Source organism: Rhodoblastus acidophilus, from assembly GCF_025961575.1.
Classification (GTDB): domain Bacteria; phylum Pseudomonadota; class Alphaproteobacteria; order Rhizobiales; family Beijerinckiaceae; genus Rhodoblastus; species Rhodoblastus acidophilus_C.
The window spans coordinates 26,170-49,284 of the sequence record NZ_JAOQNX010000013.1 but is presented as its reverse complement, the minus strand read 5'-3'; the positions used below and the strand labels follow the sequence as shown (position 1 = coordinate 49,284).

At 66.2% G+C, this 23,115-nt stretch carries 23 protein-coding genes; 9 read left to right on the top strand and 14 right to left on the bottom strand.

Annotated features, from left to right (window positions below; genetic code table 11):
- Positions 1-4: 4 nt before the first annotated feature.
- The 6 genes from M2320_RS11010 to ccoN form a co-directional block, all read right to left on the bottom strand.
- A complete protein-coding gene (locus M2320_RS11010; protein ID WP_264597315.1) occupies positions 5-508 on the bottom strand; it encodes a FixH family protein in 504 nt (167 codons plus the stop codon).
- Positions 509-527: 19 nt separating this feature from the next.
- A complete protein-coding gene (gene ccoG / locus M2320_RS11005) occupies positions 528-1,997 on the bottom strand; it encodes a cytochrome c oxidase accessory protein CcoG (protein ID WP_264597314.1) in 1,470 nt (489 codons plus the stop codon).
- A gap of 231 nt (positions 1,998-2,228) precedes the next feature.
- A complete protein-coding gene (gene ccoP / locus M2320_RS11000; protein ID WP_264597313.1) occupies positions 2,229-3,110 on the bottom strand; it encodes a cytochrome-c oxidase, cbb3-type subunit III in 882 nt (293 codons plus the stop codon).
- 3 nt (positions 3,111-3,113) lie between these two features.
- A complete protein-coding gene (locus tag M2320_RS10995; protein WP_184428906.1) occupies positions 3,114-3,263 on the bottom strand; it encodes a CcoQ/FixQ family Cbb3-type cytochrome c oxidase assembly chaperone in 150 nt (49 codons plus the stop codon).
- A gap of 9 nt (positions 3,264-3,272) precedes the next feature.
- Entirely contained in the window at positions 3,273-4,001 is a 729-nt protein-coding gene (ccoO, locus tag M2320_RS10990) for a cytochrome-c oxidase, cbb3-type subunit II (RefSeq protein WP_264597312.1), read from the bottom strand.
- Positions 4,002-4,012: 11 nt separating this feature from the next.
- A complete protein-coding gene (gene ccoN / locus M2320_RS10985; protein WP_264597311.1) occupies positions 4,013-5,680 on the bottom strand; it encodes a cytochrome-c oxidase, cbb3-type subunit I in 1,668 nt (555 codons plus the stop codon).
- 393 nt (positions 5,681-6,073) lie between these two features.
- Here ccoN and M2320_RS10980 point away from each other — a divergent pair, with 393 nt between their 5' ends.
- From M2320_RS10980 to M2320_RS10950, 7 genes are all read left to right on the top strand, one after another.
- Positions 6,074-6,832 (top strand): ABC transporter ATP-binding protein, encoded by a 759-nt coding sequence (locus M2320_RS10980; RefSeq protein WP_264597310.1) that lies wholly within the window; start codon positions 6,074-6,076, stop codon positions 6,830-6,832.
- Positions 6,825-7,529 carry an ABC transporter ATP-binding protein gene (locus M2320_RS10975; RefSeq protein WP_264597309.1) on the top strand — a complete coding sequence of 235 codons (705 nt, stop codon included), beginning with the start codon at positions 6,825-6,827 and terminating at the stop codon, positions 7,527-7,529. Before M2320_RS10980 ends, M2320_RS10975 begins: the two co-directional genes overlap by 8 nt.
- A 43-nt stretch (positions 7,530-7,572) precedes the next feature.
- Positions 7,573-8,778, top strand: a complete 1,206-nt coding sequence (locus M2320_RS10970; RefSeq protein ID WP_264597308.1) for an ABC transporter substrate-binding protein — start codon at positions 7,573-7,575, stop codon at positions 8,776-8,778.
- A gap of 175 nt (positions 8,779-8,953) precedes the next feature.
- Complete coding sequence (locus tag M2320_RS10965) at positions 8,954-9,841, top strand: branched-chain amino acid ABC transporter permease (protein WP_184428901.1); 888 nt, start codon at positions 8,954-8,956, stop codon at positions 9,839-9,841.
- The gene (locus M2320_RS10960) at positions 9,838-10,818 is read left to right on the top strand and encodes a branched-chain amino acid ABC transporter permease (RefSeq protein WP_264597307.1); all 981 of its coding nucleotides are present in this window, start codon (positions 9,838-9,840) and stop codon (positions 10,816-10,818) included. The genes M2320_RS10965 and M2320_RS10960 overlap by 4 nt, the downstream gene beginning before the upstream one ends.
- 111 nt (positions 10,819-10,929) lie before the next feature.
- Positions 10,930-12,519, top strand: coding sequence for a bifunctional phosphoribosylaminoimidazolecarboxamide formyltransferase/IMP cyclohydrolase (purH, locus tag M2320_RS10955; RefSeq protein ID WP_264597306.1), 1,590 nt, complete (start codon positions 10,930-10,932; stop codon positions 12,517-12,519).
- Between the two features lie 185 nt (positions 12,520-12,704).
- Entirely contained in the window at positions 12,705-13,112 is a 408-nt protein-coding gene (locus M2320_RS10950) for a hypothetical protein (protein ID WP_184428898.1), read from the top strand.
- A gap of 64 nt (positions 13,113-13,176) precedes the next feature.
- Here the strand turns inward: M2320_RS10950 and M2320_RS10945 are convergent, their stop codons facing one another.
- The 4 genes from M2320_RS10945 to M2320_RS10930 form a co-directional block, all read right to left on the bottom strand.
- Complete coding sequence (locus M2320_RS10945) at positions 13,177-14,181, bottom strand: adenosine kinase (protein WP_264597305.1); 1,005 nt, start codon at positions 14,179-14,181, stop codon at positions 13,177-13,179.
- Positions 14,182-14,258: 77 nt separating this feature from the next.
- Positions 14,259-14,798 carry a Smr/MutS family protein gene (locus tag M2320_RS10940; protein WP_264597304.1) on the bottom strand — a complete coding sequence of 180 codons (540 nt, stop codon included), beginning with the start codon at positions 14,796-14,798 and terminating at the stop codon, positions 14,259-14,261.
- A gap of 4 nt (positions 14,799-14,802) precedes the next feature.
- Positions 14,803-15,906, bottom strand: a complete 1,104-nt coding sequence (gene mltA, locus M2320_RS10935) for a murein transglycosylase A (protein WP_264597303.1) — start codon at positions 15,904-15,906, stop codon at positions 14,803-14,805.
- Positions 15,903-16,550, bottom strand: a complete 648-nt coding sequence (locus M2320_RS10930; protein ID WP_184428895.1) for a Tim44/TimA family putative adaptor protein — start codon at positions 16,548-16,550, stop codon at positions 15,903-15,905. The genes mltA and M2320_RS10930 overlap by 4 nt, the downstream gene beginning before the upstream one ends.
- A 129-nt stretch (positions 16,551-16,679) precedes the next feature.
- Here M2320_RS10930 and M2320_RS10925 point away from each other — a divergent pair, with 129 nt between their 5' ends.
- Positions 16,680-17,126, top strand: coding sequence for an FxsA family protein (locus M2320_RS10925; RefSeq protein WP_184428894.1), 447 nt, complete (start codon positions 16,680-16,682; stop codon positions 17,124-17,126).
- A gap of 169 nt (positions 17,127-17,295) precedes the next feature.
- Positions 17,296-17,757: a protein-export chaperone SecB gene (gene secB / locus M2320_RS10920; RefSeq protein WP_264597302.1), complete on the top strand. Its 462-nt coding sequence runs from the start codon at positions 17,296-17,298 to the stop codon at positions 17,755-17,757.
- A gap of 66 nt (positions 17,758-17,823) precedes the next feature.
- On the opposite strand, the gene M2320_RS10915 is transcribed toward secB, so the two are convergent.
- The 4 genes from M2320_RS10915 to M2320_RS10900 all read right to left on the bottom strand — a co-directional run bounded on the left by M2320_RS10915 (position 17,824) and on the right by M2320_RS10900 (position 23,048).
- Entirely contained in the window at positions 17,824-18,342 is a 519-nt protein-coding gene (locus M2320_RS10915) for a L,D-transpeptidase (RefSeq protein WP_264597301.1), read from the bottom strand.
- Positions 18,343-18,577: 235 nt separating this feature from the next.
- The gene (locus M2320_RS10910; protein WP_264597300.1) at positions 18,578-20,125 is read right to left on the bottom strand and encodes a heme biosynthesis protein HemY; all 1,548 of its coding nucleotides are present in this window, start codon (positions 20,123-20,125) and stop codon (positions 18,578-18,580) included.
- 28 nt (positions 20,126-20,153) lie between these two features.
- Positions 20,154-22,076 carry a hypothetical protein gene (locus M2320_RS10905; protein ID WP_264597299.1) on the bottom strand — a complete coding sequence of 641 codons (1,923 nt, stop codon included), beginning with the start codon at positions 22,074-22,076 and terminating at the stop codon, positions 20,154-20,156.
- A gap of 87 nt (positions 22,077-22,163) precedes the next feature.
- Complete coding sequence (locus tag M2320_RS10900) at positions 22,164-23,048, bottom strand: HpcH/HpaI aldolase/citrate lyase family protein (RefSeq protein ID WP_184428889.1); 885 nt, start codon at positions 23,046-23,048, stop codon at positions 22,164-22,166.
- Positions 23,049-23,115: the final 67 nt, after the last annotated feature.

Genomic DNA, 23,115 nt, shown 5'->3' with positions numbered 1-23,115 from the left:
AAGACTACTCGACGTTGAGCGTGTTCTTCGAGCGGAATATTGTCTCGCCATCGCGCGTGAAGGCGATTTCCACCAGCCAATGGCCGGGCGTCAGGTCGGCCGCGCCAGCATAAAGCCCGTCGGCGATGACGCCGGCCGCCACCTCCTTGTCGAGCCGGCTGGACGAGGGATGAACAAAATGCAGGCTCGCCTGCAAACCGCTCACCGGCTGGCCCGCCTTGTCCTTGACGCTCGCGGTCACCTCGGTCGCCGCGCCCTTTCGCGCGCGGGTCAGGTCCACCGACCAGCCCAGCGCGTCCTGCGCCCGGGCGGCGGCGATTTCCTTGTTGTAGGCGACGCCCTCATCATAGGGATTGCGCTGGTCGAGGCCGGGATGCGTGGCGACCGCCTCGCGCGCCATGTAGACATTGACGGCCAGCATCACGCCGAAGAACGCCATCAGCATCAGCAGGACCGAGCGCCCGGTGAGGGGCCGGCCCGCGGGCTGGTAATCGCTGTCTTCCGTCATCGCTCTCTCCTCAGTGAAGTCACGGCCCCTTGAAGAAGTCCGCGCGCGAGGCCTGTTCGCCCGTCTTCGGGTCGGTCAGGATGAATTTTATAGGCGTGCTCTGTGGCGGCGTCGCGTCGGGCGGCGTGGTGACCATCACGCGCAATTCCAGCGTCTGGTCCGCCTCCACATGCACGTCGAGCGCGCCGGCGCCTTTCTGGCCGAGAATGTCCAACTGGCCCCGGGGCAGACCCTCGAGGGTCAAGGTGAAATCGCGCGCGGCGCCGGTCTTGTTGAGCGCGCGAATGGTGTAGCCGTTGCGCAAGGAGCCGTCGGACAGCGCGACAAAGATCGGATTGCGGTCGTGCATCACGTCGACGCCCAAAGTGTGGCGGGTGGCGAGGCTGACGCCCATAAACGCCGCAACGCCCAGGATCAGCACCATATAGGTGATGGTGCGCGCCCGGAAAATTCTCGGCTTGAGCGCCGGCAGCCCCTGGGCGCGCCGCTCGACATTGAGGTCGGTGTCATAGCCGATCAGGCCCTTGGGGCGGCCGATCTTGGTCATGACAGTGTCGCAGGCGTCGATGCACAAACCACATTGGACGCAGCCCATGTCCAGGCCGTTGCGGATGTCGACGCCGGTCGGGCACACGACCACGCATTGGTTGCAGTCGACGCAGTCGCCGGCGGGCTGTCCGGCCTCCCGCAGCGCCCTGGCCTTCTTCACGGAGCCGCGCGGTTCGCCGCGATCGACGCGATAGGTGACGTTGAGCGCCCATTCGTCGGTGAGCGCCGCCTGGATGCGCGGCCACGGGCACATGTAGAGGCAGACCTGCTCGCGGGCGAAGCCGGCCAGCACATAGGTGGTGGCGGTGAAAATGCCGATCCAGATGTAAGCCTGCGCGGGCGCGTCAAAAGTGGCGAGCTGTTTCACCAGGGTCGGCGCGTCGGCGAAATAGAGCACCCAGGCGCCGCCGGTCCACCAGGCGACCAGCAGCCACAGCGCATGTTTGGAGACGGCTTGCGCCATGGTGCGCGCGGTCCAAGGCTGGCCCGCCTTTTTCATGCGCTCGCGGCGCTCGCCCTGGGTCCAGCGCTCGATCAGCAGGTAAAGGTCGGTCCACACGGTCTGCGGGCAGAGATAGCCGCACCAGACGCGGCCCGCCAGCGCGTTCATCAGGAACAGAGTGAAGGCGGCGAGGATCAGCAGGCCGGTGATGTAATAGACTTCCTGCGGCCAGATGGCGATGCCGAAGAAATAGAAGCGGCCGTTGGCGAGATCGATGAGCACCGCCTGCCCCGGCTGGTCGGGACCCCGGTCCCAGCGCAGGAACGGCAGGAAATAGTAGAGCAGCATGCCGCCGACCAGCAGGCCCCACTTGATGTTGCGGAATGTGCCCGACACGCTCTGCGGATAGATCTGTTTGCGCGCCTCGTAGAGGGAATCCGATTCCTCCGGCTCCGGGAGCTTCGTTCGGGTCTTGGTGTTTTCAACGCTGAGCGTCATTTCGCTTGATCCGTTGCATCGCCCCGGCGCGAACCCGGAAGGGCTGGCGCGAAAATCGCGAATTCGGGGGAGCGTCGCGTGTGTATAGGCCCGCGAAACCCGCGGAGTCCATGACTATTTCGTCCTTATTTTGATCTAGATCAACCTGATCGCCGATGAGCCCGCAATGTGCAAGCGGCGAAGCCGGAGCTGGCTTCGCCGCTTGGGATTGTCACAGCGCTGAGCCCAGGCTCACTTGCCGCCGCCCAGCGAGTGGACGAAGATCGCCAGCGACTTGATGGTCGCGGGATCGAGCTTGGCGCCCCAGGCCGGCATCTGACCGGCGCGGCCGTTGGCGACGGTCTGCACGATGGTCGCCTTGTCCGAGCCGTAGAGCCACTTGGACTTGGAGGTCAGGTTGGGGGCGCCCATTTCGGGGTTGCCCTTCGCGTCTTCGCCGTGGCACGCGGCGCAATTCTCGGCGAAGATCTTCTTGCCCGGCAGCGCATCCGTCGCCGCGCCATTGTGCAGCGCCACGACGTAATCCGACACCTGTTCGATCTGCGTTGCGTCCAGGCCCATCTTGGACCAGGCCGGCATGCCCGCCGCGCCCGCGGGATCGTGGCCCTCGGGATCGCCGGTGCGCGCGCCATGGGTGATGGTCGCCGCGATCTGGTCGAGCGAGCCGCCCCACAACCAGCGGTCGCCGGCGAGGTTCGGATAGCCCACCGCGCCCTGACCGCCGGAGCCGTGGCACGGCGCGCAATTATTGCCGAACGCCGACCGGCCATAGGCGCGGGCGAATTCGGCGAGCTTCGGATCGGCGCTGATCTCCTGGAGCGAGGCCTTTTCGATCTTGCCGACGAATTCGGCGCGCTGGCGCACCAGCTCCTGCACGTCCCCGTTGACCGCGCCGCGCGAGGTCCAGCCGAGAATGCCCGGCGTGTGGCCGCCGGGAAGCGGAATCGCCGGATAGAACACCCAATAGCCGACGGCCCAGACGATACAGGCGTAGAACAGCCACAGCCACCAGCGCGGCAGCGGCGTGTTCAGCTCCTTGATTCCGTCCCATTCGTGGCCAGTGGTCGGTGTGCCCGTGGCCGCATCTATATCTTGGTGCGTGTGATCAACCATCGTTCAATCCTCGTTGAGCGGCAGGCGAGCGGCTTCGTCGAAGGCTTTCTTCTTCGATGGCCAGAGCGCGTAGACGACGACTCCAAGGAAGGCGACCACGACCGAGAGGATGCTCACGATTTTCATCTGTGTGAAGAAAGCTTCGACGTCCATGTCGCCCTCTCAGCGCCAGTTGGCCTTTTCATTGTAGAGTTTGAAGTCGACCGTCGTTCCCAGCATCTGCAGATAGGCGACGAGCGCATCCTGTTCGGTCGGGCCGCTGGCGCCATTGCTGACGTGGCCGGTCACCTTGGGATAACGCTTGGCGAGATCCGCCACCGTCGTCTCGTCGCCGAGCTGGGCCTTGAGGTCGTCCTTGGCCTTGGCGATCATGTCGTCGCTGTAGGGCACGCCTTCGAGCGCCAGCACCTTCATGTCTTCCTGAATGTGCGTGAAGTCGAGCGGCGCATTCTCCAGGAAGCCGTAGCGCGGCATCACCGAGCCCGGCACCACCGAACGCGGGTTGTTCAGATGGCCGCGCTGCCAATCATCCGAATACTTGCCGCCAATGCGGGCAAGATCGGGACCGGTGCGCTTGGAGCCCCACTGGAAGGGATGGTCGTATTTCGATTCCGCGGCCACGGAATAATGGCCGTAGCGCTCCACCTCGTCGCGCAGCGAGCGGATCATCTGCGAGTGGCAGAGATAACAGCCTTCGCGCACGTAGATGTTGCGTCCGGCGAGTTCGAGCGGCGTGTAGGGCCGCACGCCCTCGACGGTTTCAATGGTGCTCTTCAGGTAGAAGAGCGGGCCGATCTCGACGAGGCCGCCGATGGCGACCACGATGAGAATGCCGACCAGAAGAACGAGGGAGTTCTTCTCGAAGATCGCGTGTTTGCTCCACAGGGACATGTTCGATCTCCTCACTCGGCCGGCGCAAGAGCGGCTTCGGACGCGCTCGCCGCTTCAGGCGAACGAATAGTCTTGTAGAAGTTGAAGGCCATGATCAGCGCGCCCACGAGGAACAGGCCGCCGCCCACCGCGCGGATGACGTAGAAGGGGAACATGGCTTCGACGGTTTCGATGAAGGAATATTCAAGGAAGCCGTTGGCGGTATAGGCGCGCCACATCAGGCCCTGGAGGATGCCGGACACCCACATGGCGGAGATGTAGAGCACGATGCCGATGGTCGCGATCCAGAAGTGCCAGTTCACGAGCTTCAGCGAGTACAGCTTCTTGTTGTAGACCCAGGGGATCAGGCAGTAGAGCGCGCCGAAGGAGACGAAGCCCACCCAGCCCAAAGCGCCGGAATGCACGTGGCCGATGGTCCAGTCGGTGTAGTGCGACAGCGAGTTGACCACCTTGATCGACATGAGCGGACCTTCGAAGGTCGACATGCCGTAGAAGGCGACGGAGACGACGAGCATGCGCAGGACGGGATCGGTGCGCAGCTTGTCCCAGGCGCCCGACAGGGTCATCAGGCCGTTGATCATGCCGCCCCACGAGGGCATCCACAGCATGATCGAGAAGGTCATGCCGAGCGTCTGCGTCCAGTCCGGCAGCGCCGTATAGTGCAGATGGTGCGGGCCGGCCCAGATGTACATGAAGATCAGGGCCCAGAAGTGGATGATCGACAGGCGGTAGGAGTAAACCGGCCGTTCCGCGCGCTTGGGCACGAAATAATACATGATGGCGAGGAAGGCGGCGGTCAGGTAGAAGCCAACGGCGTTATGGCCGTACCACCACTGGAACATGGCGTCCTGGACGCCGGACCAGACGATGTAGGACTTCGGCGAGAAGATCGACACCGGCACCGAAGCGTTGTTGCCGAGATGCAGCATGGCGATGGTGATGATGAACGCCAGGGTGAACCAGTTGGCGACGTAGATGTGGGGCTCCTTGCGCTTCCACAACGTCGCCAGGAACACCAGCAGGTAAGCCACCCAGACGATGGTCAGCCAGAGGTCGGAATACCATTCGGGTTCGGCATATTCCTTGCCCTGGGTGATGCCCAGCAGGTAGCCGGTGCCGGCGATGACGATGAACAGGTTGTAGCCCAGCACCACGAACCAGGGCGCGATCTCGCCGGCGAGACGGGCGCGGCAGGTGCGCTGCACGGCGTAGAACGAGGTCGCGAGCAGGACGTTGCCGCCGAAGGCGAAAATAACCGCCGAGGTGTGCAACGGACGCAGCCGGCCGAAGTTGAGCCAGGACAGACCCATGGACAGATCGGGGAAGGCCAGTTCGGTGGCGACGATCAGGCCGACCAGGAACCCGGCGATGCCCCAGAAGATCGCCGCGATCGAGGTGAACTTGATCGGGCCGTAATTGTAGTTGGGCTTGCCGTCGATTTCCTGCGGAATGACCGCGGGGCGAGACTTGTAGCGCTTGAGGGTCGCGATCGCGCCGCCGAGGCCGGCGAGGGCGAAGAGCGCCATGTGGAACGCGTAGGGCGCCGTGTAGGCGTTCGCCGCGATGTAGAGCGCTCCGATGGCGCCGACCAGGGAAACGACGATCATCGTCACTTCGCCCAAGGTGATGGATTTGCCGCCCTCGGGCGGCGCTGTCGTCAGTGAGTCTGCTTGCGCCATGTTTTCGCCCCAATGAAATCAATCCGGCGCCACAAAGCCTACCAGATTGCCATTGCGCGGGCCATTGCCCGCTCCTGCCGTGCGTTCATTGACAAAAGTCAAATAAACCATGCAGGCGCCTCCCATAGCGCCAAACGAAGGCTATGGCGAGTGCCCCGGAGGGCACAGACCAAGAATATGCGACATCGTGTCACGCAGACTTTCGCCTAATTGCGCGAGCTTTGGGGTTGAAAAGAGGAAAATCGTTCCTGCGACTTTGGACTAAAGAACGAGAAAAACCGTCGCAGCCGCTTGATTCCCTGACGCGCCGGCGCCTACACTTCTCCCCACAGAGTCCCGGCAAAAGGGACCTAGGAATGCGGAGCAAACGCTCCGTGGGAGGAATGCCGCCTTATGACGGTTTATGCCCTGGAAACATCCGGGTTGACGAAAGAATTCGCCGGCTTCACAGCGGTGAGCGACGTCCGCCTGCGCGTGCGGCGGAACACGATTCACGGGCTGATCGGTCCCAATGGCGCGGGCAAGAGCACCTGCTTCAACCTGCTGACCAAGTTTCTGGTCCCGACACGCGGGACCATTCTCTACGAGGGCCAGGACATCACCAGGGCGCGGCCCGCCGAGGTCGCGCGCCTGGGGCTGGTGCGCTCGTTCCAGATTTCCGCCGTCTTTCCGCACCTGACCGCGCTCGAAAACGTGCGCGCCGCCCTGCAGCGCAAGCGTGGCGAGAGCTTCGATTTCTGGCGCTCCGACCGCGTTCTGCGCAAGTTTGACGCGCAGGCCCGCGCGCTGATGGACGAAGTCGGCCTCGCCGGCTGGGAGGAGACCCCCGCGGGCGAAATGCCCTACGGCCGCAAGCGCGCGCTGGAGCTCGCCACCACCCTGGCGCTTGACCCGAAAGTGCTGCTGCTCGACGAGCCGCTCGCCGGCATGGGCCAGGAGGACATCGAGCGCATCGCCGGTTTGATCAAGCGGGTGGCGCAGGGCCGCACGGTGGTGATGGTCGAGCACAATCTCAATGTCGTCGCCAGCTTGTGTGAGGTCATCACCGTTTTGACGCGCGGAAAAGTCTTGGCGGAGGGCGATTACGCCGCCGTCTCCTCCGATCCGGCGGTGCAGCAGGCCTATCTCGGCGCGGAGGCCGCCCATGTCTGAGCCACTGCTGAACGTGTCGGGGCTTCAGGCCTGGTACGGCGAATCCCATGTGCTGCATGGCGTGGATTTCGAGGTGCGTCCGGGCGAAGTCGTCACCCTGCTCGGCCGCAATGGCGCGGGCAAGACCACGACGCTGAAATGCATCATGGGCATGATCGGCAAGCGCCAGGGCTCGATTCGTTATGAGGGCGAGGAGACCATCGCGCTCTCCTCGGACAAGATCGCCCGGCGCGGCGTGGCGCTGTGCCCGGAGGAGCGCGGCGTGTTCGCCAGCCTCACCGTGCTGGAAAACCTGTTGCTGCCGCCGAAAATCGCCGACGGCGGCCTGTCGCTCGACGAAATCTACGATCTGTTCCCGAACCTGAAGGAACGCTCGACCAGCATGGGCGGAAAACTGTCCGGCGGCGAGCAGCAGATGCTGGCGATCGCCCGCATCCTGCGCACCGGCGCCCGCCTGCTGATGCTTGACGAGCCGACCGAAGGCCTGGCCCCGATCATCATCAAGCAGATCGGCCACGCCATCCAGAAACTCAAGCCGCGCGGCTTCACCCTCTTGCTGGTCGAACAGAATTTCCGCTGGGCGTCGCAACTCGCCGACCGTTTCTACGTGATGGAGCACGGGCGGGTGATCGACGCCTTCGCCGCCGCCGAATTGCCCGACAATATGGACAAGCTCCACGCCTATCTCGGCGTCTGATTTTCACAAAAAGCCCTAGAGGGCATGGAATGGGAGGAAGCCTATGAAAAAGATTCTTTTGGCCGGCGTGGCCTTGGGGGTGATGACCACTTGCGCCTTCGCCGCCGACAAGGTGGTCAAGGTCGGCGTGCTTACCGACGGCTCCGGCCCCTATGCCGATGTCGGCGGCGTCGGCTCGCAGCTCGCCGCGCAACTGGCGATCGACGAATCCGGGCTCGCCGCCAAAGGCTGGAAGGTCGAACTGGTTTACGCCGACCACCTCAACAAGGTCGACGTCGGCACCAGCATCGCCCGCGAATGGTTCGACCAGGGCAAGGCGGATGTCATCGTCGACACGCTGAATTCCGGCGTGGCGCTTGCGGTCGGCCAGATCGTCAAGGACAAGAACAAGGTCTTTCTCAACTCCGGCGCCGCTTCCTCCGATCTGACGGGCAAGGCCTGCACGCCCAACCAGATCCACTGGACCTATGACACCTATGCGCTGGCCAATGGCACCGGCAAGGCCATGACCAAGGCCGGCGGCGACACCTGGTATTTCATCACCGCCGACTATGCCTTCGGCAAGGCGCTGGAGCGCGACACCACGGCCGTGGTCGCCGCCAATGGCGGCAAGGTCGTCGGCAACGTTTACGCGCCGCTCAACAACGCGGACTTCTCCTCGCAACTGTTGCAGGCGCAATCGTCGAAGGCCAAGGTGATCGGCCTCGCCAATGCCGGCGGCGATTCCGCCAACGCCATCAAGCAGGCGGCCGAATTCGGCATCACCCAGGGCGGCCAGAAACTGGCGGCGCTGCTGATCTTCCTCTCGGACGTCAACGCGCTCGGCCTGCCCGTCGCCCAGGGCCTCGAGTTCACCGTCACCTATTATTGGGACCTCAACGACGACACCCGCGCCTTCGCCGACCGTTTTTCGCAGAAATCGAAAGCTCACGCCAAGCCGACCATGGTGCAGGCCGGCGTCTATTCCTCGGTGCTGCATTATCTGAAGGCGGTGGACGCGCTGGGCTCGCCCACCGATGGCGCCGCGGTGGTCGCCAAGATGAAGGCGACGCCGACCGACGACCAGGCCTTTGGCAAGGGCTCGATCCGCGAGGACGGACGCAAGATCCACCCGGCCTATCTGTTGCAGGTCAAGACCCCCGCGGAATCGAAATACCCCTGGGATTACGCCAAGGTGATCGCCACCATCCCCGCCGACGAGGCGTTCCGGCCGCTGTCGCAGAGCGAATGCCCGCTGGTGAAGAAGTGAAATTTTTCGTGACAGCCACGCGCACCCCTTCTCCCATTGCGGGAGAAGGTGGCGCGAAGCGCCGGATGAGGGGTTCCGCCCTGTCTCGCAAGCCCCCTCATCCGTCTCGGCGCTACGCGCCGATCCACCTTCTCCCGCAAGGGGAGAAGGAAGGCGCCGTCACGGGGGCCGCCGCATGATCCCCCTGCTCGGCATCTCGACCCAAGCCCTGTTCGGCCAGCTCCTGCTCGGGCTGATCAACGGCGCCTTCTACGCCATGCTGAGCCTCGGCCTCGCCGTGATCTTCGGCATGCTGAACATCGTCAATTTCGCCCATGGCGCTCTCTACATGGTCGGCGCCTTCGCCGCCTGGTTCCTGCTCACCTATTTCCACATCGGCTATTGGCCGGCGCTCATTCTCGCCCCGCTCGGCGTCGCGCTGTTCGGCATGGTCATCGAACGGACCATGCTCAAGCGCCTGGCCGGGCTTGACCACATTTACGGCCTGCTGCTCACCTTCGGCCTCGCCCTGATCATCCAGGGCGTATTTCAAAACCAGTTCGGCGCCTCCGGGCAGCCCTATCCCTTGCCGGAGCAACTCAAGGGCGGCACCAATCTCGGCTTCATGTACCTGCCGACCTATCGCGCCTGGGCCGTCGTCTTTTCGCTCTGCGTCTGCTTGTTCACCTGGTTCATGATCGAGAAAACCCGGCTCGGCTCGGTGCTGCGCGCCGCGACGGAGAACCCGGAGCTCACCCGCGCCTTCGGCATCAACGTTCCGCGGCTGATCACGCTGACTTACGGTTTTGGCGTCGGCCTCGCCGCGCTCGCGGGCGTGCTGGCCGCGCCGATCTACCAGGTGCGGCCGCTGATGGGCGCGGATTTCATCATTGTCGTCTTCGCGGTGGTCGTGATCGGCGGCATGGGCTCGATCCTTGGCGCCATCGGCGCCGGCTTCATGCTCGGCATCGTCGAGGGCCTGACAAAAGTGTTTTATCCGCAGGCGGCGAATATCGTCGTCTTCGTCATCATGGTCGCCGTGCTGCTGGTGAAGCCGACCGGACTATTTGGGAAAAAACTTTGACACACGCGCTCGCAGCCAAGGGGCCCACCGCATCCCGGCCGAAACCGGCGGAGTTCATCGCCTTCGCCGTGCTGGCGGCGCTGCTCGCCGTCGCGCCCTTCGCCCTCTATCCGTTCTTCCTCGCCACAGCCCTGTGCTTCGCCCTGTTCGCGAGCGCCTTCAACCTGCTGGTCGGCTATGCCGGCTTGCTCTCCTTCGGCCATGCGCTGTTTTTCGGCGGCGCGGCCTATATCGCCGCCCATGTCGCCAAGGTCTGGGGATGGCCGCCGGAACTCACTCTGCTCGCCGCCACCGCCTTCGTCGGCCTGCTGGGCCTCGTCGCCGGCGCGCTGTCGATCCGCCGCCAGGGCATCTATTTCTCGATGATCACGCTCGCCCTGGCGCAGATGGGCTATTTCGTCGCTCTTCAGGTCCCCTTCACCCATGGCGAGGACGGCATTCAAGGCGTCCCGCGCGGCAAGCTTTTTGGCCTGATCCCGCTCGGCGACGACCGCGTCATGTATTATTTCGTCCTGGTCGTGTTCCTGTGCGGGCTGCTGGCCATCTATCGGATCGTGCATTCGCCGTTCGGCTCCGTGCTCAAGGCGATCCGCGAGAACGAGCCACGCGCGATTTCGCTGGGCTACAGCGTGGACTCCTACAAGCTGGCGGCCTTCGGGCTGTCGGCGGCGCTCGCCGGCCTCGCCGGGGGAACGAAGGCGCTGGTGACGCAGAGCGCGACGCTCACCGACATGCACTGGTCGATGTCGGGCGAAGTGATCCTGATGGTCCTGCTCGGCGGCATGGGCACCATGACCGGCCCGGTCATCGGCGCCATTTTCGTCGTGGCGATCCCGGAGGTCCTGAACCGCATCGGCGGGCCGGATTTCGCCCAGTGGATGACGGTGATCCAGGGCGCGATTTTCGTGATCTGCGTGCTCGCCTTCCGGCGCGGGCTGATCGGCGAAATCGCCGCGCGGCTGCGGCGGACGCTCTAGACTTCCAGCACAAAGCTGAGCAAGCGCGTTTGATTCGCGGCCGAAACATGCTAAGCGCGGCAAAATCGCCCCGCCGGCTTGAACTGCGGACATTTTCGAAAGAGAGACAAGATGACTGACGCTCGTGTTCTGAAGCGCGCGCTGCTTTCCGTTTCCGACAAGACCGGACTGATCGATTTCGCCCGCGCCCTTTCCGCGCGGGGCGTCGTGCTGATTTCCACCGGCGGCACCCGCAAGGCGATCGCCGACGCCGGCATTCCGGTCGTCGACGTCTCCGACGTCACCGGCTTCCCGGAAATGATGGACGGCCGCGTCAAGACTCTGCATCCCAAGGTCCACGGCGGCCTGCTGGCGATCCGCGAGAACCCCGAGCACGAGGCGGCCATGCTCGCCCATGGCATCGAGCCCATCGACCTGCTGGTGGTCAATCTCTATCCGTTCGAGGCGACCGTGGCCAAGGGCGCCGGCTGGGACGAGACCATCGAGAACATCGACATCGGCGGCCCCGCGATGATCCGCGCCGCCGCGAAGAACCATGACGATGTCGCCGTGGTCGTCGATGTCGCCGATTATTCCGTCATTCTTGAGTCGCTCGAAGCCCATGGCGGCGCCACCACCCGCGCCCTGCGCAGAAAACTGGCGCAAAAGGCCTATGCGCGCACCGCGGCTTACGATTCCGCGATTTCCAACTGGTTCGCCCAGGCGATCGGCGAGGACACGCCCGAGTACCGCGCCGTCGGCGGCAAGCTGTCTGAGCCGATGCGCTATGGCGAGAACCCGCACCAGAAGGCGGGCTTTTATCTCACCGGCGAAAACCGCCCCGGCGTCGCCACGGCGCGGCAGGTGCAGGGCAAGCAGCTCTCCTACAACAATGTCAACGACACCGACGCCGCCTTCGAGCTGGCCTCGGAATTCGACCCCGCGCGCACGGCGGCGGTGGCCATCATCAAGCACGCGAATCCGTGCGGCGTCGCCGAAGGCGCGAGCCTGAAGGAAGCCTATTTGAAGGCTTTTGCTTGCGACACGGTCTCGGCCTATGGCGGCATTGTCGCGCTGAACAAAAAACTGGACGCCGAGGCCGCGACGGAAATCGTCAAGATTTTCACCGAAGTGATCATCGCGCCCGACGCCGATGAGGACGCCATCGCGTTGATCGGCGCGAAGAAGAATTTGCGGCTGCTGCTCACCGGCGGCCTGTCCGATCCGCGCAAGGTTGGACTGGCGGTGCGTTCGGTGTCGGGCGGCCTGCTGTTCCAGTCGCGCGACAATGCGGTCGTCGACGACATGGAGCTGAAAGTGGTGACCAAGCGCGCGCCCACCGCCCAGGAGCTGGCCGACCTGAAATTCGCCTTCCGCGTCGCCAAGCACGTCAAGTCCAACGCCATCGTTTACGCCAAGGATGGCGCGACCGTCGGCATTGGCGCGGGCCAGATGAGCCGCGTCGATTCCTCGCGCATCGCCGCCTGGAAAGCCGCGGAGGCCGCCAAGGCCGCCGGCCTGCCGGAAACGCTGGCCAAGGGCTCGGTGGTCGCCTCCGACGCCTTCTTCCCCTTCGCCGACGGCCTGCTGGCGGCGGCCGAGGCCGGCGCGACGGCGGTGATCCAGCCCGGCGGCTCCATGCGCGACGATCTGGTGATCCAGGCGGCCGACGAGGCCGGTCTCGCCATGGTCCTGACCGGACATCGCCACTTCCGCCACTGATCGCGGCGCAAAGGTTCAGACATGCAGCGCCGGCGGGGCTCCCGCCGGCGTTTTTATTTGCGCCAGGCTTTATCCACAGGGGGCGAGCAAACGGTGGATAGGGCGTCCCAAGCGGAACCTTTGCCTTCCAATTGTCTCATTTCACGAGCCAAATTAATGAAACAAACGAAGTGTATCCTAGCGTTATGTCAGTCTTCCTCCCCACCGCCTCAACGACCCTCGCCCCGAAATCTCCCGACGACCTGACCTCATGGAGCGAGGCGCCGGTCTGCGACAGATTGTTCGGATTCTACTCCACCGCCTTCAGCGAAACCGATCGCGCCCGTCAGGCGGCGCGCCTGCACTGGTCGTGCTGGCGCGCCTATCTTCGCCAATTGGCGAGCCAGGGCCGCGCCTCCCGGCAGGCGCTGGCGCATATCGTCAAGGAATCCCACGTCAATCCCGCCTTGATCGACCGCGCCGACGCCGTGGTGGTCGACGAGCTGACCGACTTGGTGCTGCACCGCTACCGGCGCGCGCCCGACCAGGCGAAAGACTATATCACGCGTCTGGTCTCGGCCGCCGCGCAAGTGGCGCAGACCCGCGCCGCCTGAGCCACGAAAAAGCCGATCCGGCGAGGGCCGGATCGGCTGGAAGCGTTTCCAGAGTTTGTGCCGTTCACACCGCGTGAACGTAGCCGCTCTGGTCGGCGAGGCCGGACAGGCTGACCTCCGGCCGCGCGCCATAATGCTGGATGATCTCCGCCGCCGCGAGGGCGCCGAGCCGGGCGCAATGGTCGAGCGGCTTTCCGCGGGTGTAACCGGCGAGGAAGCCGGCGGCGAACAGGTCGCCCGCGCCCGTGGTGTCGACCAGTTTTTCGATCGGCGCGGCGGGAACGGAAACCACCTCGCCGGCGCGCAGGATCGCGGCGCCCTTTTCGCTGCGAGTCACCGCCGCCAAAACCTTTTCATTGCGAAGCGCGGCCAGCGCCACGTCGAAATCGGCGGTCTGGAACAAAGCGTGCAGTTCCGACTCGTTGGCGAAGACGATGTCGACGACGCCGTCGCGGATCAGCCCCAAGAATTCGTCGCGGTAGCGGTCGACGCAAAATGTGTCGGACAGGGTCAGCGCCACCTGCCGGCCCGCGGCATGGGAAATTTTCGCGGCTTCGACAAAGGCTTCCTTCGCGTGCGGCGGGTCCCAGAGATAGCCTTCGAGATAAAGCACCTGGGCGGCCTTGATGGCGGCGGGATCGAGATCGGCGACGGTCAGGTTCTGGCAGGCGCCCAGAAACGTGTTCATGGTGCGCTGGCCATCGGGGGTCACCAGCACAAGGCAGCGCGCGGTGCTCGGACCGTCCGTCGCGGCCGGCGTGGAAAAATGCACGCCCACGGCCTTGATGTCATGGGTGAACGCATGTCCCGCCTCGTCGTCGCGCACCTTGCCGACAAAGGCGGCCTTGGCGCCGAAGCTGGCGAGACCCGCCACGGTATTGGCCGCCGAACCGCCGGAGACAATGGTGGTCGCGCCCATCGCGTCATAGAGGGCCAGCGCCTGGGCCTCGTCGATGAGCTGCATGCCGCCCTTTCGAAGACCTTGCGCGACGATAAAATCGTCGTCGACGGGGGCGAGAACATCGACAATGGCGTTGCCGAGCGCGAGGACGTCAAAATTCTGGGACATGCGGCGATCCTTAAAAAAACCTTGGCTGCTCTTGCAGCGCCCGGCGCGCCCGGTCAAGGCCCGAAAAGCCGCAGACCTCAGCCTTGCCGCCTGCGCCGCAGCCGCACATAAAAGGCGCCGGCGCCGCCATGCGGGCGCGCCGCCTCCTCGACCGACGACACCAGCGCGCGCAGGGCGGGCTCGCGCAGCCACAGCGGCACGACCCGGCGCAGCACCCCGCGCTCGCCATAATCGCCGCCGCCCTTGCCGGTGATCACCAGCGCGATCCGGATGTCGCGCGCATGGGCGCGCTGGACGAAGCCGACCAGCGCCGAATGGGCCTGCGCCTGGGTCATGCCGTGCAGGTCGAGCCGATCCTCGATGGCCTCGCGCCCCGAGGCGAGACGGCGGCGCAATTTCGGCTCGAGCGGCGCCAGCGGCGGCGGTTCGCGCCGCGCCGGTTTTGCGGAAACGCTGGGCATAACCATCGGTGAAGCCGGCGACGGCGTCGGCGGGAGCACATCCTCGCCCAGCATGCGCTTGCGCCCAGCGCGCGGAACGACATCGGCGACCACGTGCCGCCACAGGGCGAGTTCCTCGCGCGAAGGCAGGCGCAGTCTCTTCTTGCCGTCGCTCACGCCGCTACTCCTTCGGCAGCAGCAGATAGAACTGGCCGTGATGGCGCAAGGCGCCGGCGCGCGCGCCCGCGGCGTCGCCCAGGCCGAAATAAATGTCGGCGCGTCCCGGCCCGACAATGGCCGAGCCGGTGTCCTGCGCGATCACCACCCGCCGAAACGGTTTGGGCGTCTCGTCCCGCCAGGGGAGGTCCGCGTCAATGAAAAACGGCAGGCCATAGGCCCAGATGGATTTGTCCACGGCGATGGAGCGCAGCGGGGTCAGGGCGACGCCGCTCGCCCCCTCGGGCTGGCTCGCCCCCCGGTCGATCTGGCCCTCGAAAAACACGAAGGAGCGGTTTTGGCGCAACAAATCGTCGCCCGCCTCGCCTTTTTCCAAACCGTTTTCGCGCAGCCAGGCGATCAGGCGCGGCATGGTCATTTCCGCAGGCGTCGCCACACCGCGCTGAACGAGGATACGGGCGATGGCCGTATAGGGCTGGCCGTTGCGGCCGGCGAAGGACAGGCGCAACACCCGCCCGTCCGGCAGGCGCACCCGCGCCGAGCCCTGCACCTGCGCCAGGAACAGGTCCGCCTTGTCGCGCAGATAGACAAGTTTCGGCGCGCCGCTCCCCTCCAGAGCGCCATCCTCGATCTCGCCGCGGTCGGGATAGGGTTTGAGCGCGCCGCCCTCGCGCCTTGCCGCGGTCAGGCCTGGAAATTGCGTGGTCGTGACCAGATCGGGCGGGCGGCCATAGACCGGCGTGGCGAAAGCGCGGGTCGGGGTCAGCGATCCCGGGATTTCCGGCTGGTAATAGCCGGTGAAGAAGGAATCGGGCGCCGAATCGGGCACGACGCGATACGCGCGGAAATGGCGGGCGAAAAAGTCGGCGCCCCCGGCTTGCGCGGCGGCGCAGGCCTTTTTCCAGGCGGCCGGCTTGAGTTCGGGCAGGTTGCGCGCCGCCGGAACGCGCGCGCAGCTTTTCCGCCAGACCGCCAGCGCCTCGCTCGACCCCTCCGAAGCGGCGAAATCGGCCGGCTCCAACGAAAACCCACGTCCTTGCGCAAAGCCGGGTGCAGCGGCGAGCAGGCCCGTGAGCAGCGCGAGGACGCGGGGGACCGGCGACCTCATTGGCCCGGCGAGGTCGCCACCAGCGTCCAGTTCGGGGTCGTCGCATCGTTGGGACGGGCGAAGGTCCAGACGTCGATGACATTGGCCGGCGTGTTGGGATCGCCCTCGATCAGCGCGCCGTCAGGCCCGTGGGTGGCGGTGATGAATTGGCCGTCGAATCGCACGGCGATGATGGCGAGGTTCTTTTCCACGCGCGCCTCAACGATCCGGGCGTCGTTCAAGCCCACCAGCGTGGTCTGCATGGTTTCGCCCCGCGCCCGGCGCTCGTCGAGCGCCGTCTTGAAGCCGGCGAGCACGTCCGGGCTGGTCAGCGCCTGCAAGGCCTGCTCATCGCCGCGCGAAAAAGCCTGGACGATCATCTCATAGGCGGAGCGGGCGCCGGCCAGGAAGATTTTTGGGGAAAAATCGCGCTGGGCGCGGCTGATCTGGTCGAACCCGCGCCAGACCGGGCCGCCGCGCTCGGCGCATTCCGTCCATTCCAGTTCGGCCGGCGAAAGTTGCGGCGCCGGCGCGCCCGGCGCGACCTGGGGGCCGTTCTCGAATCTCTGTTCAAAACCTTCCCGCTCGCCCAGCACCGAACGCAACTTCCACAAGACAAAAGCGGCGAGAACGATGAAAATGATAGTGATGGAATCAACCTGCATGGCGTCCTCGTGACAGGCCGGCGTTGCGCCGCGACGATCGCGCGGCCATATGAGGGATGGGTAGCATTGGAGGCGCCCGCCAGCAAGGCGGCGCGGCGTCAGACAGTTCGCGAAGGGAAAGGCTTGCTGATGTTCCGTTCCATCTTCGGACCGGTGCTGATAATCTGGGTGGCCGCGGAACTCGCGACCTTTTACGCCGTCGCGCATGTCATCGGCCTCGGCGGCGCCTTGCTGGCCGGCGTCGCCACCACGCTGCTCGGCTTCGCCAATTTGCGCGAGAACGCCGCGGTGGCGCTGCAACGGGTGCGCGCGGCGGTCACCGGCGCGCGGGCGCGCGAAGGCGCGATGGCCGAGGGCATGATCGGCAGTTTCGGCGCGATCCTGCTGATCCTGCCGGGGTTCCTCTCCGATATCGCCGGCCTCGTGCTCACCATCCCCTCCGTGCGCGACGATCTCGCGTCAAAAATGCGCGCGCACCAGCCCGGCTCGGGCCGCAAGGCGGATCTGACCGCCATCGACCTCAACCCGAGCGAGTGGCGCATCACCGACGCATCCTCGGAGCGCAGGCCGCGCTGAGGCCGCCGTGAATAGCCGGCTCTAAGGGAAGGCCCGCCTTGTTTTCCGGCGGCGTTTCGTGCTAGGCGCGAACAAGGCGGATATTCCCGCCGCCTTGCGTCCCGTCGCTTGTGCGCGGCGGCCAGGGTCCTCACCGACGCATCGGGTCAGGCCCGAACAGGAGTTTTTCATGACCGACACCACCGGCGGCCAGGCCCCCGCTTTGAATTGCCTGGTGCAGTACTGCAAGGACCTTTCCTTCGAGAACCCGAACGCGCCGCGTTCGCTCGGACCGCAGGAAAAGGCGCCGAACATCAACATCCAGGTGAACGTCAACGCCAAACAGCTCGCCGAACAGGACTTCGAGGTCGACATCCTGCTGGAAGGCTCGGCCGGCGAAGGCGCCGACGCCCTGTTCAAGTTCGAGCTGACCTATGCCGGCGTGTTCCGCCTGATCAACATCCCGGCAGAGCAGTCGCATCCCGTGGTGATGATCGAGTGCCCGCGCCTGCTGTTCCCGTTCGCGCGCCAGATCGTCGCCGACGCCGTGCGCAACGGCGGCTTCCCCCCGCTCTATCTCGACCCCATCGACTTCGCCACGCTCTACGCCCAGCGCATGCAGCAGGCGCAGGCCGCGGGCGCCCCGAACTGAGCAGAACCCGCTCAAAAGAAAAACCCGCCGGTCACGGCGGGTTTTTTGTTGGCCATTTGTCGCCGCTCAGGGCGTCATGATCACCGGCGTGCCGACGCTCACCCGGCCGTAGAGATCGGACACGTCCTCGTTGAGCATGCGGATGCAGCCATAGGAGGCGCGCGAGCCGATGGAGCCGCGCATTTTCGCCGAGGTGCCGTGGATGGCGATCTCGGAGCGGTCGAGCGTCAGGGCGGCCACGCCCATCGGGTTGGACGGCGAGCCCCCGCGAATGAAATTCGGCAGATTCGGGTGATCCTGCTTGACCACGGCCGGGGGCGTCCAGTCGGGGTGGTAATATTTGCCCTGAATATGGGCGGCGCCGAGCCATTCCTTGCCGGGCTTGGCGACGGCGACCGGATATTGGATGGCGCGGGCGTCATCGAGCACATAATAGAGCTTGCGCTGGCTCATGCTGATGACCACGGTGCCCGGGCCATAGCCCGCGCGAAAATTGACGAGATTGGTGCTGGCCTCGGCGACGGACGGAGCGGCGGCGGAGGCGAAAAGCGCCAAAGCGGCGAAGGCAAGCGGCAATGAACGCATGGTGAACTCCCAGACGGCGAACGAGAGCAGTTTCTTCGGGGTTTCCTGAAAATGCCGTCACCAAACGCGCCGCACTAGCGTTTCGGCGCCACAGTCCGCGAAAATTTCGGCGGGTAGCCCTAAGAAAAAATGAGACAATTTGCTTTCATTTTTATCGGCCTCCGCAAAACGTCAGCGAAAGCGCAAAAAAAGAGCCTGCTCGTGGGGACGAGCAGGCTCCGCCTGAAACGGGGCGTCAAAACGTCCGGGCTGCGCCCGCGGGCTTCGGGCCGGGATCGTCGGGGGGCGTCGCCAGCGGAAAGATCACCGGCTGCGGCGAGGAGCGCTGGGCGTCCGAGGCTTTCTGCGGCGCGGGCTCCGCGGCGGGTTCCGGTTCGGGATGCGGCTCGGCCTTGGCCTCGATCTCGACCTTGGCGGGCGGTTCGATGGTGGCGGCCGGCGGCGCGCTGTCCAGAACCGCGGGCTTGCCGGCCGGCGGCGGCTCCTCGATCGGGCCCGAGAGTTCTTCCTTGGGCTCGGCCCAGACATAGGCGTCGAGCTTTCCGGAGGGCGAGACCGGCGACCAGGTTTTCGACCAATTGCCGTCGGCGAACCACATGGCGTCGCGGGGCGCGCGCGTGGCGCGCGACAGCCATTCGCGCACCAGACCATGCGCCTGGTGCTCGCGCTCCTCGAGTTCCGCCATGATCACGCACATGCGCGCGGTCGGACGCTGCCCCGACGCCACCAGAGGCGCCATGACCTGGCGGGCCAGAGCGAAATCGCGGGCGTTGATCGCGGCGACGGCGACGATCAACGCGCTTTCCGGCGCCTCGGGGGCGCAGCGCGCCAGCGTCTTGGCCCGGTTCAGGCGGTCGGAGGCGGAATCGCCAACGCGCACGTCGAGATAGGCGCGGGCGATCTCCGGATGCGGCGTCTTCGCATAGACGCCCTCGAGCATTTTCGAGGCGGCGCGCATGTCGCCTTTGCGGGACAGCAGGCGGCCGAGCAGGACGGCGGCGGGAACCAGGGTCGGCTCCTTGGCCAGCGCGGCGCGCAGCAATTTGATGGCGCGCGCGGGGTCGGTGGCCTCGACATCCAGGGCGATCGCCGTGTCGAGCACAGCCTTCTGGCGGCGGGCCGTGTCGGCGTCGATGATCTTGGCCTTGATGCTCTGCGCGATGCATTCATGCGCCGCCGCCCAGTCCCGCGCGGCGGTGTGGCGGTCGAGCACGGCCTGTCCCGACCAGCTCAGCGGACGCGCGTTCTGCGCCTCGATCGCGATGCCATGAGCGGCGTCGTGGTCGCCCTGGCGCAGGCTTTCGGCGTGGAGGCCGCGCAGGCCCAGCATTTTGGTTTCGGGGATCTGGCTCATCTCGCGGAACACCCGCGCCGCCCGGGCGCGGTCGCCGGCGAGTTGCGCGGTCTGCGCCTCCAGCAGGAAGGTGAGCGGTTCGGCCGGCAGATGTTTCTTCGCGTCGGCGGCGGCCTTTTCCGCGCGCTGCAGGTCGCCGGCATTGGCCGCGACAATGCCGCGCGACAAAGCGTCCAATCCGAGGGCGCGCTTGCGGGCGCGCTGCGACACCGCAACGACCGCGGGCACGCGGAGCGTGAAGCTGAGCGCCTTCCACAGCAGCAGCAGGACGATCGCCACCACCAGGACGAAGACGACGCCGACCATCGGCGTGGTTTCGATGTGACGGCCGAACCATTCGAGAACCAACGTTCCCTTGGTCTCATGCAGAATATCGAGGCCCCAGGCGGCGCCGGCGATCAAAGCGAGGTAGATCAGCGTTTTGAACATGGAACACGCCCAAAGTGACAGAGAATGATCAATTGTTGGCTTTGCCGACGCTCTTCAGCGCGGCTTCGAACTCCGCCCGGGCGGCGTTTTCGCCGGCGAGCCGGGCGTTCGCGCCCTGCGCCCAGTCGGCGGCCACGGCGCGCGAGGGCTCGGGCAGTTTCGCCACCAGCGCCACAGCGCCGGCGAGATCGCCGGCCGCGAGCGCCTTCTGCGCCTTGGCGACCAGACCCGCCGCGGTTTCCTCGGCCAAGGCGGCCGCGCCGATGGGACGCACCTTCACATATTTGCTGGCGTGCGTCTGGACATAGGACAGAGCCTTGTCCCAGGGCTTCGCGTCGGCCGGGGCCGGCTGCGGCGCCGGCGCCGCCGCCGTGACGATCTTGTCCGAGAGCGCGTCAAAAGCCGCAGCGAGTTTCGCCGGCGTCGGCGCCGCCAGGCCGGCGCGCATTTGCGCGACATCTCCGGCATCAGCGCCGATCCGCTCGAGCCCGCTGATGAAGACGGAGGCGTCGAGCCCCTGGGTCAGCGCGGTGAGGGCGGATTGCGCCAGCACCAGGCGCGCGGAAGGGGCGCCGGCCTGCCCCGCGTCGAGAGCGGACAGCGCCCGCGTTTCGCTCTTGGGCGTTGAAATCTTGGTTTCGGCGGCGCTGAGCCGCTGGCTCAGTTCGGCGACCTGCGCCTGGGTGTCGGCGAGCTGCGACCGCGTCTCGGTCAGGCGCTCGACCAGCGCGCGCTCGCGCAGGCTGAGCGCGGCGTCCGCCGCCTCAGTGACCGGCTCTGCCGGCTTGTTGAGCGCGGGCTCGTCCGCCTTGGCGGCGGGCTCGGCTGGCTTGACGGAGGGCTCCTCCGACTTAGCGGGCGCGTCAGCGCGGGCCGCGGGCTCGGCCGCCGGCTCGGCGGCGGCGGGGGCTTTGGCCTCGGCGGCGGCCTCGGGCTTGCTCTCCGTCGAAGCGGCCTCGGACGCGGCGGGCTTTTCCGCCTCCGCCTCCGCCGGCGCCGCCGCGGGCTCGGATTTGACGGGCTCGGATTTGACCGGCTCGGGCGCGGGGGTAGGCGCCGGCGTCGCGACAGGCGCGGGCGCTGCGGCGATCTTGTTGGGCGTCTCGGCGGCGCTGTCCGCAGGCGCGGCGAAATAATCTGTCAGCGCGAGATAGGCCCCGCCGCCGACCACCGCGAGACCGACGACGGCCGCGACGGGCGCGAGGAGACCGCGCTTGCGTTTCTTGGGCGCTTCAGCGCTGGCGGCCGGCGCCTTGCCAGGAAACGGCGGCGGCACGTCGCTTTTCGGCGGGGGCGTCGGAATAGGCGAGGGCCTGACCAGGGGACGCGCGGCCGAAGCGGGCGACGCTGTTTCCGGCTTCGGCGCCGGTTTGGCGGCGGCAGGCGCGGACTTTTCGGGCGGAACGGCCTCGGGCTTCGGCGTCGGCCTCGCAGCAACGGGAGCGGGCTTTTCGGTGGACGGCGCGGCCTCAGGCTTCGTCGGCGGTTTCGCGGCGGCGGGCGCGGGCTTTTCGACGGGCGGAGCGGCCTCGGGCTTCGGCGACGGTTTCGTGGCGGCGGGCGCGGGCTTTTCGGCAGGCGACGCGGCCTCAGGCTTCGGCGACGGCTTCGCGGCGGCGGGCGCGGGCTTTTCGGTGGACGGCGCGGCCTCAGACTTGGGCGCCGGTTTCGCGGCGACGGGCGCGGGCTTTTCAGCGGGCGGAGCGGCGTCGGATTTCGGCGCGGGCTTCACGTCGGCAGGCTTTGCCGCTTCCGGCGCCCCGGCCTTCCATTCGATGTGCGGCGCCGCCCCTGGGGCGCTCGGGGCCGCGACGGGTCCGCCGAACGGATTGGCGGCCTTGCCCTCGCCTTCAGGCGGGGACTTGGGCGGAGACTTGGGCGCGACAGGCTGCTGGGCCGAAGGGGCCGCGTCCTTGGATTGATCCTCGCCCTGTCCGTTCTGCGCGTTCATTATGCAGTCCCCTGCCGTTTGCCGGCATTATAGCCGCCGCGCGCGTCCGGAAAACCCCAGTTCGCGCACGACAAGCTTTTTCTATGATCAGGCGTTGGCGGCGATCGCCTCCGCAATGGCGACGGTGCGCCGCGCCATGTCGGCGTGGAGCCGCTCCACCATTTTGCCGTCGACCTGCAGCGCGCCCTTGGACTGATTCTCCGGCAGATCGAAGGTCTCGATGATTTTTCGCGCCCACAAAACCTCATTTTCCGCGGGGGCGAAGACCTCGTTGCAGATGTCCACTTGCTTGGGATGGATCAGCGTCTTGCCATCCATGCCGAGATCGCGGCCCTGCTCGCATTCCGCGCGGAAGCCGGCCTCGTCGGAAAAATCGTTGAAGACGCCGTCGATGATGTCGACGCCATGGGCGCGGGCCGCCGCGACGCAGATCGACAGATAGGCCAGCATGGACTGACGGCCGGGGGTGAGGCGGGCGCGGGTCTCCTTGGCGATGTCATTGGTGCCCATCACCAGAACCGCGAGCCGCGAGGCCGGGTCGAGCGCGGTGCGCACGATGGAATCGGCGTTGAGGATCGCGGTCGGCGTCTCCATCATCGCCCAGAGCTTGGTGTGCTCGGGCGCGCCGAGGTCGCGAATCGCCTTGGCGGTGATGGTGATGTCGCCCGGCGTCGACACTTTCGGCAGCAGGATGGCGTCGGGACCGGCGGCGGCGGCGGCGGCGAGGTCCTCCTTGCCCCAGGGGGTGTGGGTGCCGTTGATGCGGATGACGACCTCGCGGCGGCCGAACCCGCCCGCCTTGACGGCGGCGGCGACCTGTTCGCGCGCCAGGGTTTTCGAATCCGGGGCGACGGCGTCCTCGAGGTCGAGAATCAGAGCGTCGGCGGCCAGCGTCCTGGCCTTTTCCAGCGCGCGAGCGTTCGAACCGGGCATGTAGAGCACGCTGCGGCGAGGACGTAGGCTGGTCATCATGTCTCCCTGGCGGCGTCCCAGGCTTCCCTTTTCGCCTGCGCAAAAAAGGAAACGGACGCATAAAACA

Bases quoted from the DNA above. Each gene is read 5' to 3' on its own strand.
- M2320_RS11010 (WP_264597315.1), bottom strand. From the start codon at position 508: ATGACGGAAGACAGCGATTACCAGCCCGCGGGCCGGCCCCTCACCGGG.
- ccoG (WP_264597314.1), bottom strand. From the start codon at position 1,997: ATGACGCTCAGCGTTGAAAACACCAAGACCCGAACGAAGCTCCCGGAG.
- ccoP (WP_264597313.1), bottom strand. From the start codon at position 3,110: ATGGTTGATCACACGCACCAAGATATAGATGCGGCCACGGGCACACCG.
- M2320_RS10995 (WP_184428906.1), bottom strand. From the start codon at position 3,263: ATGGACGTCGAAGCTTTCTTCACACAGATGAAAATCGTGAGCATCCTC.
- ccoO (WP_264597312.1), bottom strand. From the start codon at position 4,001: ATGTCCCTGTGGAGCAAACACGCGATCTTCGAGAAGAACTCCCTCGTT.
- ccoN (WP_264597311.1), bottom strand. From the start codon at position 5,680: ATGGCGCAAGCAGACTCACTGACGACAGCGCCGCCCGAGGGCGGCAAA.
- M2320_RS10980 (WP_264597310.1), top strand. From the start codon at position 6,074: ATGACGGTTTATGCCCTGGAAACATCCGGGTTGACGAAAGAATTCGCC.
- M2320_RS10975 (WP_264597309.1), top strand. From the start codon at position 6,825: ATGTCTGAGCCACTGCTGAACGTGTCGGGGCTTCAGGCCTGGTACGGC.
- M2320_RS10970 (WP_264597308.1), top strand. From the start codon at position 7,573: ATGAAAAAGATTCTTTTGGCCGGCGTGGCCTTGGGGGTGATGACCACT.
- M2320_RS10965 (WP_184428901.1), top strand. From the start codon at position 8,954: ATGATCCCCCTGCTCGGCATCTCGACCCAAGCCCTGTTCGGCCAGCTC.
- purH (WP_264597306.1), top strand. From the start codon at position 10,930: ATGACTGACGCTCGTGTTCTGAAGCGCGCGCTGCTTTCCGTTTCCGAC.
- M2320_RS10950 (WP_184428898.1), top strand. From the start codon at position 12,705: ATGTCAGTCTTCCTCCCCACCGCCTCAACGACCCTCGCCCCGAAATCT.
- M2320_RS10945 (WP_264597305.1), bottom strand. From the start codon at position 14,181: ATGTCCCAGAATTTTGACGTCCTCGCGCTCGGCAACGCCATTGTCGAT.
- mltA (WP_264597303.1), bottom strand. From the start codon at position 15,906: ATGAGGTCGCCGGTCCCCCGCGTCCTCGCGCTGCTCACGGGCCTGCTC.
- M2320_RS10930 (WP_184428895.1), bottom strand. From the start codon at position 16,550: ATGCAGGTTGATTCCATCACTATCATTTTCATCGTTCTCGCCGCTTTT.
- M2320_RS10925 (WP_184428894.1), top strand. From the start codon at position 16,680: ATGTTCCGTTCCATCTTCGGACCGGTGCTGATAATCTGGGTGGCCGCG.
- secB (WP_264597302.1), top strand. From the start codon at position 17,296: ATGACCGACACCACCGGCGGCCAGGCCCCCGCTTTGAATTGCCTGGTG.
- M2320_RS10915 (WP_264597301.1), bottom strand. From the start codon at position 18,342: ATGCGTTCATTGCCGCTTGCCTTCGCCGCTTTGGCGCTTTTCGCCTCC.
- M2320_RS10910 (WP_264597300.1), bottom strand. From the start codon at position 20,125: ATGTTCAAAACGCTGATCTACCTCGCTTTGATCGCCGGCGCCGCCTGG.
- M2320_RS10905 (WP_264597299.1), bottom strand. From the start codon at position 22,076: ATGAACGCGCAGAACGGACAGGGCGAGGATCAATCCAAGGACGCGGCC.
- M2320_RS10900 (WP_184428889.1), bottom strand. From the start codon at position 23,048: ATGATGACCAGCCTACGTCCTCGCCGCAGCGTGCTCTACATGCCCGGT.